The 15711-nt window shown below is 70.3% G+C and carries 16 protein-coding genes; 6 read left to right on the top strand and 10 right to left on the bottom strand.

What is annotated here, in order from left to right:
• Positions 1–12 precede the first annotated feature (12 nt).
• Positions 13–201 (top strand): hypothetical protein, encoded by a 189-nt coding sequence (locus tag ACWH49_RS19150; protein ID WP_448172908.1) that lies wholly within the window; start codon positions 13–15, stop codon positions 199–201.
• A gap of 9 nt (positions 202–210) precedes the next feature.
• Here ACWH49_RS19150 and folE2 read toward each other — a convergent pair whose 3' ends face one another.
• From folE2 to xseB, 4 genes are all read right to left on the bottom strand, one after another.
• Positions 211–1026 carry a GTP cyclohydrolase FolE2 gene (gene folE2 / locus ACWH49_RS19145; RefSeq protein WP_448174366.1) on the bottom strand — a complete coding sequence of 272 codons (816 nt, stop codon included), beginning with the start codon at positions 1024–1026 and terminating at the stop codon, positions 211–213.
• A gap of 88 nt (positions 1027–1114) precedes the next feature.
• Positions 1115–3022, bottom strand: coding sequence for a 1-deoxy-D-xylulose-5-phosphate synthase (gene dxs / locus ACWH49_RS19140; RefSeq protein ID WP_448172907.1), 1908 nt, complete (start codon positions 3020–3022; stop codon positions 1115–1117).
• A gap of 16 nt (positions 3023–3038) precedes the next feature.
• The gene (locus ACWH49_RS19135; protein WP_448172906.1) at positions 3039–3932 is read right to left on the bottom strand and encodes a polyprenyl synthetase family protein; all 894 of its coding nucleotides are present in this window, start codon (positions 3930–3932) and stop codon (positions 3039–3041) included.
• Positions 3929–4201 carry an exodeoxyribonuclease VII small subunit gene (gene xseB, locus ACWH49_RS19130; protein WP_448172905.1) on the bottom strand — a complete coding sequence of 91 codons (273 nt, stop codon included), beginning with the start codon at positions 4199–4201 and terminating at the stop codon, positions 3929–3931. Before xseB ends, ACWH49_RS19135 begins: the two co-directional genes overlap by 4 nt.
• 217 nt (positions 4202–4418) lie before the next feature.
• Between xseB and ACWH49_RS19125 the strand changes: the two genes are divergently transcribed.
• The 4 genes from ACWH49_RS19125 (at position 4419) to ACWH49_RS19110 (ending at position 7849) form a co-directional block, all read left to right on the top strand.
• Positions 4419–5531 carry an aromatic ring-hydroxylating oxygenase subunit alpha gene (locus tag ACWH49_RS19125; protein ID WP_448172904.1) on the top strand — a complete coding sequence of 371 codons (1113 nt, stop codon included), beginning with the start codon at positions 4419–4421 and terminating at the stop codon, positions 5529–5531.
• Between the two features lie 13 nt (positions 5532–5544).
• Positions 5545–6438 (top strand): DMT family transporter, encoded by an 894-nt coding sequence (locus ACWH49_RS19120; protein WP_448172903.1) that lies wholly within the window; start codon positions 5545–5547, stop codon positions 6436–6438.
• A complete protein-coding gene (locus tag ACWH49_RS19115) occupies positions 6438–7301 on the top strand; it encodes a sulfurtransferase (RefSeq protein ID WP_448172902.1) in 864 nt (287 codons plus the stop codon). Before ACWH49_RS19120 ends, ACWH49_RS19115 begins: the two co-directional genes overlap by 1 nt.
• 113 nt (positions 7302–7414) lie before the next feature.
• On the top strand, positions 7415–7849 hold the full coding sequence (locus tag ACWH49_RS19110) for a universal stress protein (RefSeq protein ID WP_448172901.1): 435 nt from the start codon (positions 7415–7417) through the stop codon (positions 7847–7849).
• 25 nt (positions 7850–7874) lie between these two features.
• On the opposite strand, the gene ACWH49_RS19105 is transcribed toward ACWH49_RS19110, so the two are convergent.
• Positions 7875–8747, bottom strand: a complete 873-nt coding sequence (locus ACWH49_RS19105; RefSeq protein ID WP_448172900.1) for a dienelactone hydrolase family protein — start codon at positions 8745–8747, stop codon at positions 7875–7877.
• A gap of 95 nt (positions 8748–8842) precedes the next feature.
• Between ACWH49_RS19105 and ACWH49_RS19100 the strand changes: the two genes are divergently transcribed.
• Complete coding sequence (locus ACWH49_RS19100) at positions 8843–10375, top strand: Ppx/GppA phosphatase family protein (protein ID WP_448172899.1); 1533 nt, start codon at positions 8843–8845, stop codon at positions 10373–10375.
• Here the strand turns inward: ACWH49_RS19100 and sixA are convergent.
• Genes sixA through ACWH49_RS19075 form a run of 5 tightly spaced genes read right to left on the bottom strand, consistent with a single transcriptional unit; the run spans position 10372 to position 15542 of the window.
• Positions 10372–10833 carry a phosphohistidine phosphatase SixA gene (gene sixA, locus ACWH49_RS19095; protein ID WP_448172898.1) on the bottom strand — a complete coding sequence of 154 codons (462 nt, stop codon included), beginning with the start codon at positions 10831–10833 and terminating at the stop codon, positions 10372–10374. The two genes, ACWH49_RS19100 and sixA, sit on opposite strands and share 4 nt — an antisense overlap.
• 1 nt (position 10834) lies before the next feature.
• On the bottom strand, positions 10835–12928 hold the full coding sequence (gene ppk1, locus ACWH49_RS19090) for a polyphosphate kinase 1 (protein WP_448172897.1): 2094 nt from the start codon (positions 12926–12928) through the stop codon (positions 10835–10837).
• Positions 12929–12971: 43 nt separating this feature from the next.
• Positions 12972–13796 carry a phosphatase PAP2 family protein gene (locus tag ACWH49_RS19085; RefSeq protein ID WP_448172896.1) on the bottom strand — a complete coding sequence of 275 codons (825 nt, stop codon included), beginning with the start codon at positions 13794–13796 and terminating at the stop codon, positions 12972–12974.
• Positions 13786–14583: a metallophosphoesterase family protein gene (locus ACWH49_RS19080; RefSeq protein WP_448172895.1), complete on the bottom strand. Its 798-nt coding sequence runs from the start codon at positions 14581–14583 to the stop codon at positions 13786–13788. The genes ACWH49_RS19085 and ACWH49_RS19080 overlap by 11 nt, the downstream gene beginning before the upstream one ends.
• Positions 14580–15542, bottom strand: coding sequence for a diacylglycerol/lipid kinase family protein (locus ACWH49_RS19075; protein ID WP_448172894.1), 963 nt, complete (start codon positions 15540–15542; stop codon positions 14580–14582). The genes ACWH49_RS19080 and ACWH49_RS19075 overlap by 4 nt, the downstream gene beginning before the upstream one ends.
• Positions 15543–15711: the final 169 nt, after the last annotated feature.

The raw sequence follows: 15711 nt of genomic DNA, 5'->3' as shown, positions 1-15711 counted from the left end.
TGATCGTCGTTCATGGCCAGCCCCGACAAGAAGTCGTTCCTGCTGCGCATCGACCCGCAGTTGTGGGCCGAGATCGAGCGGCTGGCGGCGGGTGAGTTGCGCAGCGTCAATGCGCAGGTGGAGTACCTGCTGCGCGAGGCGCTGAGGACCCGAACCGGGAAGAACAGGGCGCCCACCGAGCCGCGCAAGCCGCCACGCTGATCCGAAGCTTCAGCGCTCGATGCGCGCGAAGGCGCTGTGGTTGTGGATGGACTCGAAGTTCTCGACGTCCACGCTGTAGCGCCCGATGCGCGCATCGGTGTTCAGGCGCAGCGCCACGTCACGGACCAGGTCCTCGACGAACTTCGGGTTCTCGTAGGCGCGCTCGGTGACCCACTTCTCGTCGGCGCGCTTGAGCATTGGCCAGATCTCGCTCGACGCCGAATCCTCGGCGAAGCGCACCAGTTCCTGCCAGCCGATGTCGCCCAGCAATTCCACGCGGATCGTCACGTGCGAGCGCTGGTTGTGGGCGCCGTAGTCGGAGATCTCCTTCGAACACGGGCACAGCGACTTGACCGGCACGACGACCTCGGCCCATATGGTCACAGGCGCCACGGCACCGGCGGATGACCCGTTGCCGGCGCGCGCCTCGGCGATCCAGCGGCCCTGGTACTCGAGCAGGCTCTGCACGCCGGTGACCGGCGCGCGCTTGCGCAGGAAGAACGGGAACTGCGCGTCGATCACGCCTTCGCTGGCGTGCAGCTTGTCGAGCATCAGTGCCATCTCGGCGCGCAGCGCGGGTGCGTCGAGCGGCTTGTCGAGGCCGTCGAGCCAGGCGACGAAGCGGGACATGTGCGTGCCCTTCTGCTCGGCCGGCAGCGCCACGTCGAGGCTCCAGACCGCCACCGTCGGCGACACGGTGTTGCCGATGCGCAGTTGCAGCGGATAGCGAACGCTCTTGACGCCGACACGCTGGATCGCGAGATGGCGTTCGTCACGCGCGCTCTGCGTGTCGGGAATGTGAAGCGCGTCTTTCAGGTTGGTCATGGATTTCATGGTGTGCCCAGACCCGAAGCATGCCAGCAAATGCCCGGCCGCACGCCGTCGCGGTTTTGAAGCCGCCGTTCGGCGGAATTCAATGGTTGACGGCGGTGCGCACCAGCGCCGGCTTGGCGCCGAAGCGCTTCAGGATCGATTGTTCGATGCCGGACGCGTCGAGGCCGCACTGGGCCATCAGCTTGGCCGGGTCCCCGTGCTCGATGAACGCGTCGGGCAGTCCGAGCATCAACACCGGGATCACGATGCCGGCCGTCGCCAGTGCCTCCTGCACGGCGCTGCCGGCGCCGCCCATCACGCAACCGTCTTCGAGCGTGACGATCGCATCGTGGCTGCGCGCCAGCTCGGCGACGAGTTCGACATCGAGCGGCTTGACGAAGCGCATGTTGGCGACCGCGGCGTCGATGTTCCCGGCCGCGACCAGCGCCGGGTACAGCAACGTGCCGAATGCGAGGATCGCGACGCGCGGGCCGCCCTGCCCGACCGCGCGCGCGATGCTGCGGCGAACCTCGCCCTTGCCGAACGGCAGCTCAGCCAGGTCGGTGCCGGCCGCCACGCCGGCACCGGCACCGCGCGGGTAGCGCACCGCGACCGGGTGATCCTGGCGGAACGCCGTGGTCAGCGCGGCGCGGCATTCGCGCTCGTCCGCCGGCGTCAGCACGCTCATGTTCGGGATGCAGCGCAGGTAGGCGATGTCGTAGTTGCCGGCGTGGGTGGCGCCATCGGCACCGACGAGACCGGCGCGGTCGAGCGCGAACACGACCGGCAGGTTCTGGATCGCGACGTCGTGGATCAGCTGGTCGTAGGCGCGCTGCAGGAAGGTCGAGTAGATCGCGACCACCGGCTTCAGCCCTTCGCAGGCCAGGCCGGCCGCGAACGTGACGGCGTGCTGCTCGGCAATGCCGACGTCGTGGTACCGCTTCGGGAAGCGCCGTTCGAATTCGACGAGGCCGGAGCCCTCGCGCATGGCCGGCGTGATGCCGATCAGGCGCTCGTCGGCAGCCGCCATGTCGCACAGCCAGTTGCCGAAGACCTGGGTGAAGGTCGGCTTGGCCGGCGTGCTCGGCTTGACGATGCCGACCGCCGGGTCGAACTTGCCGGGGCCGTGGTAATTGACCGGGTCCGCCTCGGCCAGCTTGTAGCCGTACCCCTTCTTCGTGACGACGTGCAGGAACTGCGGGCCCTTGAGCTGGCGCAGGTTCTCGAGCGTCGGGATCAGCGAGTCGAGGTCGTGGCCGTCGATCGGGCCGACGTAGTTGAAGCCGAACTCCTCGAAGATCGTGCCGGGCACGACCATGCCCTTGGCATGCTCCTCGAAGCGGCGCGCCAGCTCGAACAGCGGCGGCGCGTTCTTCAGCACCGACTTGGCGGTGTCGCGCGCGGTCGCGTAGAACTTGCCGCTCATCAGGCGCGCCAGGTGGCGGTTCAGCGCGCCGACCGGCGGCGAGATCGACATGTCGTTGTCGTTCAGCACCACCAGCATGTCGGCGTGCGAGACACCGCCGTTGTTCAGCGCCTCGAAGGCCATGCCGGCGCTCATCGCGCCGTCACCGATGATGGCCACGGCGCGGTGGTCCTCGCCTTTCAGTTTCGCGGCCACGGCCATGCCGAGCGCGGCGGAGATCGAGGTCGACGAGTGCGCGGTGCCGAACGCGTCGTACTCGCTCTCGTCGCGGCGCGGGAAGCCCGAGATGCCGCCCAGCTGGCGCAGCGTGGCCATGCGCTCGCGCCGCCCGGTCAGGATCTTGTGCGGGTAGGTCTGGTGGCCCACGTCCCACACCAGCCGGTCGTGCGGCGTGTTGTAGACGTGGTGCAGTGCGATCGTCAGCTCGACGGTGCCGAGGTTGGACGACAGGTGGCCGCCGGTCTGCGACACGCTCTGGACGACGAAATCGCGCAGTTCGGTCGCGAGCTGCTTCAGCTCGGGCCGCGACAAGGTGCGCAGATCGGCCGGGCTGGCGATGGATTCGAGCAGGGTGTGCTTCATGTCGGCTGCACCTTAGTCAGCTTTCGCGCTCGACGACCTTGTCGGCGAGCAGGCTCAACCATGCGGCGTCGCGCAGGCCGCTGCGCGCGAGCGCAGCCTGGGCCTTGTCGCGGAGCTCGGTCGCGTGGCGGCGCGCGGCGTCGAGGCCGAGCACCGTCACGTAGGTCGGTTTGTTGTTGTCGAGGTCCTTGCCCGCGGTCTTGCCGAGCGTGGCGGAGGCTTGCGTCACATCGAGAATGTCGTCGACCACCTGGAACGCCAGCCCGAGCGCGTCGCCGTACTCGCCCAGGGCGTCCCACTGCGCCGCAGTCGCATGGCCGCAGGCCGCGCCCATCAGCACGCTGGCTTGCAAGAGGGCACCGGTCTTGCGATGGTGCATGTCGCGCAGCACGTGCTCGTCGAGCGGGCGGCCGATGCTGGCGAGGTCGATGGCCTGGCCGCCGGCCATGCCAGCGTGACCGGCCGAGCGCGCCAGCAGCGAGCACAGCCGCGCCTGCAGCGGCGCGGGCATCGCGGGATCGTCGTCGGGCGTCAGCACCTCGAACGCCAGCGCCTGCATCGCGTCGCCGGCCAGCATGGCCTGCGCCTCGCCGAACTGCACGTGGACGGTGGGCTTGCCACGCCGGAGCACGTCGTTGTCCATGCAGGGCATGTCGTCGTGGACCAGCGAGTAGGCATGGATCAGCTCGACCGCACACGCCGCACGCATCGCTGCGGCATGCGCGCCGTGGACCGCCTGGGCGGCAGCCAGCACCAGCAACGGGCGCACGCGCTTGCCGCCGTCGAGCACCCCGTAGCGCATGGCCAGGCCGAGGCCGGCCGGCGCGTCGGCAGGCACCCAATTGTCCAGCGCCGCCTCGACGGCCTCGGCCTCGCGGCGCATCCAGATGTCGAATTCGGAGAGCTTCATGCGGCGTTTGACCGGGGCGGCGCGGCGGCGGCGATCAGGGGCTTGAGCTGCCCGTCCTCGAGCACCTTGACCTGCTGTTCGATCGCCTCCAGCCGGGAGCGGCAGAAGCCGAGCAGTTCGGAACCGCGCTGGTAGCTTTCGAGCAGCCGGTCCAGTGGCAACTGCCCCGCTTCCATCGCGCCGACCAGGCGGTCGAGTTCGCCGAGCGCTTCTTCGTAGCTGGCGGGAGCGCTCGATGCTGCGGCGCTGGGGGAGCTTGTCTTTGCCATTTGCCGTATCGTGAAAACCCCTGATTGTAGTCAGCCGGTCGCGCGTGCGAATCCCGAGGATCGCGGACGCCCGTGTCCAAGCGTGACAGTCGCGCAAGGCCTTGCGACCCCGTGCGCGAAGACCCCCCGGGTACAATGACGGTCCTGCCGAGCCTGGCAGTCCTGCGCGTTCCCGAAGGGATGCGGTGTTCAACCACTTAGGAGACTCGCCGGGATCATGTCGGACCTGAGCGTCACCCTGGCAGCGCTCGATCGCAGCGCCTCACAACTCCCGGTCAGCAGCTACTTCGACGACGGCCTGTATCGTCGCGAGATGGCGACACTTTTTGCAGACAATCCGCGCTACCTGGGCCACGAGCTGGCCGTACCCGAGATCGGCGACTACTACGCGCTGCCGCAGGAAGGCGAAGGGCGCGCGCTCGTGCGCACCCAGCGCGGTGTCGAGCTGATCTCGAACGTCTGCCGCCACCGTCAGGCGCTGATGCTGCGCGGCCGCGGCAACACCAAGCGCAACGTCGTCTGTCCGCTGCACCGCTGGACCTACGATCTGGCGGGCCAGCTGGTCGGCGCCCCGCACTTCCCCGACGACCCGTGCCTGAACCTGAACAACTACCCGGTTCAGGTCTGGAACGGCATGGTGTTCGAGGGCAAGGGTCGGGACGTCGCCGCCGACCTGGCCGGTCTCGGCCCCGTCAACGATCTGAAGTTCGAGGGCTACGTGCTCGACCACGTGAAGATGCACGAGTGCGACTACAACTGGAAGACCTTCATCGAGGTCTACCTCGAGGATTACCACGTCGGTCCGTTCCATCCCGGCCTCGGCCAGTTCGTGACCTGCGACGAGCTGCGCTGGGAGTTCGGCCCGCACCACTCGGTGCAGACGGTCGGCACCAAGAACGAGCTCGCGCGGCCCGGCACGCCGGCCTACCGCAAATGGCACGACGCGGTGCTCAAGTACCGCAACGGCGAGCTGCCCAAGCACGGCGCGATCTGGCTGACCTACTACCCGACCGTGATGGTCGAGTGGTATCCGCACGTGCTCGTGGTCTCGACGCTGTACCCGCGCGGCCCGCAGAAGACGCTGAACGTCGTCGAGTTCTACTACCCGGAAGAGATCCACGCCTTCGAGCGCGAGTTCATCGAGGCCGAGCAGGCCGCGTATTGGGAGACCTGCGCCGAGGACGACGAGATCGCGCTGCGCATGGACGCCGGCCGCCGCGCGCTGATGGAACGCGGCGATGACGAGGTCGGCCCGTACCAGAGCCCGATGGAAGACGGCATGCAGCAGTTCCACGAGTGGTATCGCACCGCGATGAAGGACCGGCTCTGAAGAAGAGGTCGGCTTGAATCCCGCGTGGTTGATGGTGTTCGCGTCGCTGCTGTTCGCGACGATGGGCGTGTGCGTGAAGCTCGCGTCGGCGGACTACGCGCCGGGCGAGATCATCCTGTACCGCGGCCTGCTCGGCGCGGTGCTGATCGCGCTGCTCGCACGCTCGCGCGGCGTGTCGCTCAAGACCGGCGTGCCGGCGACGCACTTCTGGCGCAGCCTGACCGGCGTGATCGCGATGTTCCTGTGGTTCTACTCGCTCGGCAATTTGCCGCTGGCGACCGCGATGACGCTGAACTACATGTCGTCCGTGTGGATGGCGCTGTTCCTCATCGGCGGCGCCGCGATGCTGTGCAGCGCGCGGGTCGACGGCCGGCTGATCGGCACCGTGCTGCTCGGCTTCGCCGGCGTCGCGCTGATCCTGCGGCCGACGATCGAGCAGGACCAGCTCTGGCACGGCCTGATCGGCCTGCTGTCCGGCATGATCTCGGCGACCGCCTACCTGCAGGTCACCGCGCTGGCCCGCGCCGGCGAACCCGAGATGCGCATCGTCTTCTACTTCTCGCTCGGCGGCGCGCTGTTCGGGCTGCTGACGACGCTGTACACCGGCATGCACGCGCACACGTGGCGCGGCGTCGCGCTGCTGCTCGCGGTCGGCGGGCTGGCCACCGTCGCGCAGCTGCTGATGACGCGCGCCTACAGCACCGGCCGCACGCTGGTGATCGCGAGCCTGCAGTACCTGGGCATCGCGTTCTCGTTCGGCTATGGCGTGCTGCTGTTCGCCGACCGCATGACCTGGATGGCATTCGCCGGCATGCTGCTGATCGTCGGTGCCGGGCTGGGTGCGACGCTGCTGCGCAGCCGCACGCCGCTGGCCGCCGACGCCACGAACTCGACTCTGGAGTCCTGATGACCCTCGCCCTCAAGACGCTGATCACGGCCGCCGAACTGCAAGCCGCGCTCGCCCGGAACGAACCGTGCGTCCTGATCGACACGAGCTTCGACCTCGTCGACACCGCCGCCGGCGAGGCGGCGTGGCGCGCCGGCCACCCGCCGGGCGCGCTGTACCTGCACCTCGACCGCGACCTGTGCGGCCCGAAGGCCGGCCCGGACGGCGCGTTCCGCGGCCGCCACCCGTTGCCGGCGCGCGCGGAGTTCGCGGCGGTGCTCGGGCGCTGCGGCATCACCCCGTCGACGCCCGTGGTCGCGTTCGACCGGCAAGGCGGCGTCTACGCGTCGCGGCTGTGGTGGATGCTGCGCTGGATGGGCCATGAGAAGGCCGCGGTGCTCGATGGCGGCGTGGCCGCGTGGACGGCCGCCGGCGGCGCACTCGTCACCGCGGCGCCGACGCCGACCGTCGCGGCACCCTATCCGGACCGCCCCGGCCTCGTCGACACGATCGACGCCACGGCGCTCGCGGTCGAGCTCGGCCGGGTGCGCCTGATCGACGCGCGCGCCGGCGAGCGCTTCCGCGGCGAGGTCGAGCCGCTCGACGCTGCGGCCGGCCACATTCCCGGGGCGTCGAACCGCTTCTTCAAGGACAACCTCGGCGCAGACGGCCGATTCAAGCCCGCGGCGCAGCTGCGCGCCGAGTTCGACACGCTGCTCGGCGCCGCCACGCCGCGGACGACCGTGCACCAGTGCGGCTCGGGCGTCACCGCGTGCCACAACCTGCTCGCGATGGAGCACGCCGGGCTCGCCGGCTCGGTCCTGTATCCGGGGTCGTGGAGCGAGTGGTCGGCCGATCCGACGCGGGCCGTCGCACGCGGCTGACTGCGCGCGCGTCGACCCTTGTCCTGGGTCAACAACTCGGGGGATAACGCTCGCCGCCGAACCTGCGGCGGCGCATCATGTCCGAGCGGTTCCGTGACCGCGAAGGAGACGACATGTTCAAGCGCATTCTCGTACCGACCGATGGCTCGGACATCACCTCGAAGGCCATCGACACCGCCATCGCCCTGGCCAAGTCCGTGGGCGCCGAACTCCACACGATCAGCGTGAAGGAGCCGTTCCCGTACAGCGCGATCTCGGAGATGCAGCCGACGCCGCCGCAGGAATTCTTCGACGCGCAGGAGCGCATCGCGACCAAGCGCGTTCAGGCCGTCGTCGAGGCCTGTCGGCAAGCCGGCGTGCCCTGCGAACCGGTCACGGTCGAGGCCCTGCACCCCTGGGAAGCCATCATCGACCACGCCAAGCGGGCCGAATGCGACCTGCTGGTGATGGCCTCGCACGGCCGCCGCGGCGTCACCGCGCTGCTGCTCGGCAGCGAGACGCAAAAGGTGCTGACGCACTCGAATGTGCCGGTCCTGATCGTGCGCTGACGAGGCACCGGCGCGGGTCAACGGGTCAGGCGACGCCGTTGGCCTTCATCCACGCGACGCAGCGCTTCCAGCCGTCCTCGGCCGCGTCCTTCTTGTAGCTCGGCCGATAGTCGGCATGGAAGGCGTGCGGCGCGCCCGGATAGACGACGAACTGCGAGGCCTTCGCGGCCGCATTGCCGGTCGCCAATGTGGCCTTCATCTGGTCGACCGCGGCGACCGGGATGCCCTGGTCCTCCGCGCCGTAGAGCCCCAGCACCGGCGCCTTCAGCTGGCCGACCAGGTCGATCGGGTTCTTCGGCTTCAGTTCGCTCGGTACGCCCTGAAGCTGGCCGTACCAGGCCACGCCGGCCTTCACCGCGGGGTTGTGCGCTGCAAACAGCCACGTGACGCGCCCACCCCAGCAGAAGCCGGTGACGCCAAGCCGGCCGGTGTCGCCGCCGTTGGCCTTCGCCCACGCCACGGTCGCATCCAGGTCGCCCATGACCTGCGCGTCGGGCACCTTGTTGACGACTTCGCTCAGCAGCTTGCCGATCTCGCCGAACGACTGCGCGTCGCCCTGGCGCACGAACAGCTCCGGCGCGATCGCCAGGTAGCCCAGCTTCGCGAACCGGCGCGCCACGTCGGCGATGTGCTCGTGCACGCCGAAGATCTCCGAGACGACCAGCACGACGGGCAGGTTGGTCTTGCCGGCCGGCATCGCGCGGTACGCGGGCATCTTGAAGTCGCCGGACGGGATCATGACCTCGCCGACGGTCAGGCCCGCGCTGTCGGTCTTGATCGTCTGCGCGGTGACCGGCAGCACCGCCGCGGCGAAGCCGGTGCCGACCGCGGCGCGAACGAAGTCGCGACGGCTGCGGTCGCTCGGAATTCCAGGAACATCGGCTGCGTGTGTCGACATGAACGGCTCCGTGACAGGCTGGCGCATTCTAGAAACGCGCCGGTGGGGGCGTCGGCGTCGCTGAAGAACCCCGCGCTTTGCACGGACAATGGGGCATGCACCCCTCCTCCTCCCCTGCCTCCGGCAGCGACGCCCCGCGCTGGCCCGGCCAGCTGGCGGCGATCGACATGGGCTCGAACAGTTTCCGGCTCGAGATCGGCCAGCTGATCGACGGCCGCTACCGCCGCATCGACTACCTGAAGGAAACCGTCCGCCTGGGCGCCGGCCTGGACGCCAACGGCTTGCTGACCGACGCCGCGAGCGCCCGCGGCCTGACTTGCCTGGCGCGCTTCGCGCAGCGCCTGCAGGGCTTCGAGCCGGCGCAGGTGCGCGCGGTCGCGACGCAGACGCTGCGCGAAGCCCGCAACCGCGACGCGTTCCTGCTCGGCGCGCAGGCGGCGCTCGGCTTCCCGATCGAAGTGATCTCGGGGCGCGAGGAAGCGCGCCTGATCTACGTCGGCGTCGCGCGCCTGCAGCCGTCCAGCGTGCCGCGGCTCGTCGTCGACATCGGGGGGCGATCGACCGAGATGATCCTCGGCCACGGCCGCAAGCCGGTCCGCGCGGAGTCGTTCCAGGTCGGCAGCGTCAGCCTGTCGCTGCGCTACTTCGGCGAGGGCCGCTTCACCGAAGGCGCGTTCCGCCGCGCCCAGATCGCCGCGGGCGCCGAACTCGAGGAAGGGCTCGAGCCGTTCGCCGCCGTGCACTGGCAGGAGGCGCTCGGCTCGTCGGGCACGGTCGGTGCGGTCTCGCAGCTGCTGGCCGCGAGCGACGTCACCGATGGTCGCATCACGCCCGATGGCCTGCGCTGGCTGATGGAGCAGTGTTTGCGCGCCGGCAAGGTCGAGAAGCTCGCGCTGCCGGGCTTGAAGGAGGACCGCCGGGCGGTGATCGCCGGCGGCCTGTCGATCCTGTACACGCTGGCCGCGAACTTCGGCATCGCCGAACTGGCGCCGGCGCGCGGTGCGCTGCGCCAGGGCGTGATCTTCGACCTCGACGAACGACATCACGCCACCCGGCTGCCGCAGGACGGCCACGACATCCGCGACGCCTCGGTGCGCGAGTTGCAGCGCCGCTTCATGGTCGACACGCAGCAGGCCGCTCGCGTCACGTCGATCGCGAGCGCGCTGTACGCCGGCGTGCAGCCGAAGGCGGACGCCGAGACGCGGCGCGAGCTGCTCTGGGCCTGTGCGCTGCACGAGATCGGCATGATGGTCTCGCACCACGACCACCACCGCCACAGCGCCTACGTGCTCGACCATGTCGACGCGCCCGGGTTCTCGCAGAGCCAGCTGCGCCGCGTCGGTGCACTGGTGCTCGGCCAGCGCGGCGGTCTGCGCAAGATCGAATCGAGCCTGTCGCGCGACGACTTCGCTTGGCAGGTGCTGTGCCTGCGCCTGGGCGTGATCAAGTGCCATGCGCGCGGCGAGGTCAGCACCGACGCGATGCGACTCAAACGCGCCGGCACGACGGCCGAGCTCAGCGTCGCGCCCGGCTGGGCCGACAGCCACCCGCGCACGCGTCACCTGCTCGAAGAGGAAACCGCGATGTGGGCTCGCAACGGCCCGCTGAAGCTCGAACTTCGAGGCTAGAGGCAGTCCGGCGACTGCACCGCCTGAAGGATCACCTGCGCGCGGTCCTCGCGCTGCCGGCCGCGGATCCACCAGACCGCGCCCTTCTTGATCGTCCAGTTCTGCGGCTGGTCGGACAGCAGGTACGACGCGACGAAGCCCAGCGTCGGCTGGTGGCCCACGATCAGCACCGGTTCGCTCGCGTCCGGCCAGCGCGCGGTCTTCAGCAGCGCCTCGCCGTTGCCGTCCGGGCCGAGCTCGGCCAGCGTCTTGAACTTGCGGCCGAGCGCCTTCGCGGTCTGCTGGCAGCGCAGCGCCGGGCTCACGAGCACGCGGGTCGAGTGCGCGAGGCGCTGGTTCAACCACTCGCCCATGCGCTGGGCCTGGCGTTCGCCCTTCGGCGTCAGCGCACGCGCCAGGTCATCGGTCTCCTCGCGCAACTCGAACGCCTCGGCGTGGCGCCACAGGATCAGGTCCATCTCAACCCCCGCCGTCGGTGTAGCGGGCCACCAGCGCCTGCTGCGCGCTCGGCCCGTCGGTGCCGATCCGTTCGTAGCTGCCGTCGGCGTGCAGTTGCCACGCGTCCTGCCGGTCGTGCAGGTACGGCACCAGGCACTCGTCGATCACGCGCTGGCGCAGCTTCGCGTCGCGCACCGGCCAGGCCACCTCGATGCGGCCGAACATGTTGCGCGCCATCCAGTCGGCGCTGGACAGGAACAGCGCCTGATCGTCCGGCGCGTCGCCCCAGCAGAAGTAGCTGACCCGCGAGTGCTCGAGGAACCGGCCGACCACCGAGCGCACGCGAATGCGGTCCGTGACGCCGTCGATGCCGGGCGGGAGCATGCATGCGCCGCGCACGATCAGGTCGATGTCCGCGCCGCGCTGCCCCGCGCCGACGAGCGCACGCATCAGCGCCGGGTCGGTCAGCGCGTTCACCTTGACGACGATGCGCGCGCGCCGCCCGTCGCGCGCCGCGAGCGCGACCTTCTCGATGTGCGCGAGCATCTGCTTGTGCAGCGTGAACGGCGCCTGCAGCAGCACGCGCAGCGGCTTCGTGCGGCCCAGGCTCGCGAGCTGCTGGAACACCGCGTCGGCGTCGCCGGTCAGGTCGGGCTCGGCGGTGAAGTAGCCGAGGTCGGTGTACAGACGCGCGGTCTTCGGGTTGTAGTTGCCGGTCGACAAATGCGCATAGCGCCGCAGCCGCCCCTGCTCGCGCCGCGTGATCAGCAGCAGCTTGGCGTGGGTCTTCAGGCCGACGATGCCGTAGACCACCTGCACGCCGACCGCCTCGAGCCGCTCGGCCCAGTTGATGTTGGCCTCCTCGTCGAAGCGCGCCTTCAGCTCGACGACGACCATCACCTCCTTGCCGCGGCGCGCCGCCTCGATCAGCAGGTCCATCAGCGGCGACTCGCTGCCGGTGCGGTAGATCGTCTGCTTGATCGCCAGCACGTCCGGATCGTGCACCCCCTCGCGCAGGAACTGCACCACCGGGTCGAAGGACTCGAACGGCTGGTGCAGCAGCACGTCGCGTTCGCGCAGCCGGTCGAACATCGAGGTCTGCCGCGGCAGCGCCTTCTGCGGCCACGCCGGCTCGAACGCGGCGAAGCGCAGCGCGGCGCCCGCGGGCGCGCCGGAATCGTCGCGCACCTGATCGATCAACTGGAACAGCCGCACCAGGTTGACCGGCCCGTTGACGAGGTACAGCGCCGCCGGCGGCAGCGCGAACTGCTGCAGCAGGAACTCGTACAACTCGGCCGGGCAGGTGTTGACGACCTCGAGCCGCACCGCCTGGCCGAAGTGACGCGTCGTGAGCCCCGAGCGCAGCGCCTGGCGCAGGTTCTTCACGTCGCCCTCGTCGACGTCGAGGTCGGAGTCGCGCGTGACGCGGAACTGCGAGAACACCTCGACCTCGCGGCCCGGGAACAGCTCGGCGAGGTGGGCGCGGATCACGCTGGTCAGCAGCACGAAGGCCTGGCGGCCGCCGGCCAGCTTGTCGGGCAACCGGATCACGCGCGGCAGCACCCGCGGGACTTTCACGATCGCGAACGTGTTCTCGCGGCCGAACGCGTCCTTGCCGCCAAGCCGCGCGATGAAGTTGAGCGACTTGTTCGCGACCTGCGGGAACGGGTGCGACGGATCGAGCCCGACCGGCACCAGCAGCGGCCGCACCTCGCGCTCGAAGAACGCGGCGACCCAGCGCCGCTGTTCGGCATCGCGGCTGCCGTGGTTCAGGATCACGATGCCCTGCTGCTGCAGCGCCGGCATCACCTCGTCGTTGAAGACGCCGTACTGATCGTCGATCAAGGCGTGCGCGTCGGCCGCCACCGAATCGAGGTCGCGGGTCGACACGCCCGAGCCGGCGCGCCGCGCCGCCTCCAGGTAGTCGGCCACGCGCACCTCGAAGAACTCGTCCATGTTCGACGAGACGATGCAGACATAGCGCAGGCGTTCGAGCAGCGGCACGTCGGCGCGCTGCGCCTGCGCCAGCACACGCCGGTTGAATTCGAGGATCGCCCGCTCCCGGTTCAGCAACGCGGGCATGGTCGGGTCGCCATGGGCGCGGGCATCGGTCATCCGTCCAGTTTATGAACGATTTGCGACTTCTTCGTGACACCGTTCATGCGCGCCGCGCCCGGTACCAGCGTCCGAGCACGATGCTGGCGATGCAGACCGCGAGCCACGCGCTGCCGCTCGCGAAGCCGGCGAGCACGTCGCTGGCGAAGTGCACGCGCAGGAACATCCGGCTGGCGCCGATCGTGAAGGCGAGCACAAGGGCCGCGATCCAGATCGTCAGGTGCCAGCGCGGTGGCAGCAGCCGCGTCGCGACATAGGCGAGCATGCCGTAGCCGACCACCGCGCCCGAGCTGTGACCGCTCGGGAAGCTGAAGCCGTGCGCCAGCACCAGGCCGTCGTCGTGAAGAGGCCGCACCCGCTCGAACACGTGCTTGAGCGTCTGGTTCAGCAGCCCGTTGCCGGCGATCGCGACCACCCACGCGAAGGCGAGCCAGCGCCGGCGCAGCACGACCAGGCCGATCGCGACGGCGATGCACAGCACGGTCATCGTCGCGACGTCGCCGAGCCGCGTGACCGCCGCGAAGAAGTGCAGCGCCACCAGCGGCACGTCGCGCACGCCCTGCGTGATGAGTTCGTCGGCCGCGCCGAGCGCCGCCTGCGCGTGCAGCGCCTCGGCGATCTCCGCGAACCCCCACGCGCCCGCCACGATCGCGCCGAAGCCCAGCGCGAGCCGCAGCCCGAGAAGCCACGGCGGGGGCGTGGCCACGTGGCCGGGCAGCACGATCAGGCGGTGCCGCACCCACCATGCGATGCATGTCGCCGCGACGACGAGCAACAACGAGACGCCGAAGATCGCCAGCGCATGCGGCGCCGCGACCCGCGCCAGCGCGACGATCGCGGCATTGCCCCCGTCCGCGTCAGCGCCCATCGTTCGACCGCGCCGGAGAAATCGTCGTCACTGCCTGGCAGGTGAAGGCCGGACCGCCGGCCGGGCAGTCCCACTGCTCGATCTGCGCGCCGCGGCCGTCCCAGCGCAGCAGGTTCACCGAGTTCGGCACACCCTCGCGCACCCGCTCCGAGACTGCCGTGCCGGCCTGAACGACCCACAGCGGCCGCGGCACGCCCTCGACGGGCAGCACGTACGGCAGGTGGATGTGCCCGCCCATCACGATGTCGGCACCCGCGGCCGACCAGTGCGCGAGCGCCGCCGCGTGGCCGATCAGCCGGTCGTGCTCGTCTTCGGCGCGCGCCACCGCGGCGGGCTGGTGCACGACGACGACGCGCAGTTGCCCCGGCGCGGCCGCGGCCAGGCGCGCCGCCACGCGTGCCACTTGCGCGTCGTCGACCTCGCCGTTCTCGTGGCGCGCCGGCCGCGTGGTGTTGACGCCGACCACCAGCCAGGCGTCGGAGGCGAACACCGGCTCGAGCTCGTCGCCGAAAGCCGCGCGGTAGCGGGCGTACGGGCGCAGCAAGCGTGTCAGGAGATCGAACAGCGGCAGGTCGTGGTTGCCCGGGATCGCCAGCAGCGGCGCGCCGAGCCGATCGGCGAATGCACGCGCCGCACGGAATTGCGCCGGGCGAGCGCGCTGCGTGATGTCGCCGGAGAGCACCACCAGCGCCGGCCGCTCGCGCTGCGCCAATGCGACGAGCGCCTCGACCACCGGGGCGCGCTCGGTCCCGAAATGCGGGTCCGAGACCTGCAGGAGCACGCTCACGAGCCGCCCTCCCCGTCGTCGAGGCGGCGTGCCGGCGCGAGCAGGTACAGCGGCACCTCCGCGACCTCGAAGCGCAGCGGCGCCCGCATCCACAGCACCTCGCCGTCGACCGCGACCTTGATGCGCCGAATGCCGAATGCCAGCGACGGCTGCACCACCATGCGGTCGAAGCCGAAGGTCTCGACGTCCTCCGCCTCGCCGAGGCTGCCGAGCGCGCCGCGCAGCAGCAGTTGCAGCATCGCGAGCGTGCCGATCGGCCGCAGCATCACGGCCGCCACGCACCCGGTCTCGACACCGCCGCGGGTGTGCACACCGATCTGCTCGAGCTGCAGCCGGTTGTTGCCGACGAACAGCGTGGGCGTGCGCACGTCGCGCGTCTGGCCGCCGCGTTCGATGCGCAACTTCAGCTGACGGTGTTCGCGCAGCAGCGTCACGAGGCCCGACAGCATCGCCACCGGCCGGCTGCGGCCGAAGCGGGCCTTGAAGGCTTCGCGGTCCTGCAGCAGCTCCGGGTACAGCCCGAGGCTGGCGTTGACGAGGAACACCTTGCGGTTGACCAGGCCGATCTGAACCGGTCGCGGCGTGGCCGCGAGCAGCGCCGCGATCGCCGCCGCCGGCTCGGGTGGAATCCCGTGGGTTCGGGCGAAATAGTTGAACGTGCCCTGCGGCATCACACCCATCGCGCAGCCGGCGCCGTGCGCCGCCTGCGCGACGGTGTTGATCGTGCCGTCGCCGCCGACGGCGACGACACCCGAGCCTGCCGCACGTGCTGCGGCCGCGCATTCGCGCGCGACCTGCGCCAGATCCTGCGGTCGCGCGACGTGCAGCTCGGCGCGCCGCCCGGCCAGCGTCAGCGCCGTCTCGATCGCGGCCCGCTTGGTGTCGGCGTCGTTCTGACCGGCAGCGCCGTTGATGACGAATCGAAGCGGAGCATGGGGGTCGAACCGGATGGATGGCATGGAGCAAGGGTGGGCCGCGGCACTGTCCGCCAGGGCGGAGTCTGCCCGGTCGGCGCCGGTCGCGACCCCGCATCTCGTGGGGGCATCGACGAAAGCGGGCGGAACACCGGGCAAATCGCCCCCTGAACGTCATACGACGGTGCTAACGTCCGGCAACCACGGAGGTGCC

The sequence above is a fragment of the Rhizobacter fulvus genome, from assembly GCF_964020785.1.
This window is presented reverse-complemented; position numbering and strand designations above follow the sequence as displayed.

Excerpts from the sequence above, each read along its gene's own strand:
- ACWH49_RS19105 (WP_448172900.1), bottom strand. The coding sequence starts at position 8,747 with ATGTCGACACACGCAGCCGATGTTCCTGGAATTCCGAGCGACCGCAGC.
- dxs (WP_448172907.1), bottom strand. The coding sequence starts at position 3,022 with ATGAAGCACACCCTGCTCGAATCCATCGCCAGCCCGGCCGATCTGCGC.
- xseB (WP_448172905.1), bottom strand. The coding sequence starts at position 4,201 with ATGGCAAAGACAAGCTCCCCCAGCGCCGCAGCATCGAGCGCTCCCGCC.
- ACWH49_RS19125 (WP_448172904.1), top strand. The coding sequence starts at position 4,419 with ATGTCGGACCTGAGCGTCACCCTGGCAGCGCTCGATCGCAGCGCCTCA.
- ACWH49_RS19115 (WP_448172902.1), top strand. The coding sequence starts at position 6,438 with ATGACCCTCGCCCTCAAGACGCTGATCACGGCCGCCGAACTGCAAGCC.
- ACWH49_RS19150 (WP_448172908.1), top strand. The coding sequence starts at position 13 with ATGGCCAGCCCCGACAAGAAGTCGTTCCTGCTGCGCATCGACCCGCAG.
- ACWH49_RS19135 (WP_448172906.1), bottom strand. The coding sequence starts at position 3,932 with ATGAAGCTCTCCGAATTCGACATCTGGATGCGCCGCGAGGCCGAGGCC.
- sixA (WP_448172898.1), bottom strand. The coding sequence starts at position 10,833 with ATGGACCTGATCCTGTGGCGCCACGCCGAGGCGTTCGAGTTGCGCGAG.
- ACWH49_RS19110 (WP_448172901.1), top strand. The coding sequence starts at position 7,415 with ATGTTCAAGCGCATTCTCGTACCGACCGATGGCTCGGACATCACCTCG.
- ppk1 (WP_448172897.1), bottom strand. The coding sequence starts at position 12,928 with ATGACCGATGCCCGCGCCCATGGCGACCCGACCATGCCCGCGTTGCTG.
- ACWH49_RS19075 (WP_448172894.1), bottom strand. The coding sequence starts at position 15,542 with ATGCCATCCATCCGGTTCGACCCCCATGCTCCGCTTCGATTCGTCATC.
- ACWH49_RS19085 (WP_448172896.1), bottom strand. The coding sequence starts at position 13,796 with ATGGGCGCTGACGCGGACGGGGGCAATGCCGCGATCGTCGCGCTGGCG.
- folE2 (WP_448174366.1), bottom strand. The coding sequence starts at position 1,026 with ATGACCAACCTGAAAGACGCGCTTCACATTCCCGACACGCAGAGCGCG.
- ACWH49_RS19100 (WP_448172899.1), top strand. The coding sequence starts at position 8,843 with ATGCACCCCTCCTCCTCCCCTGCCTCCGGCAGCGACGCCCCGCGCTGG.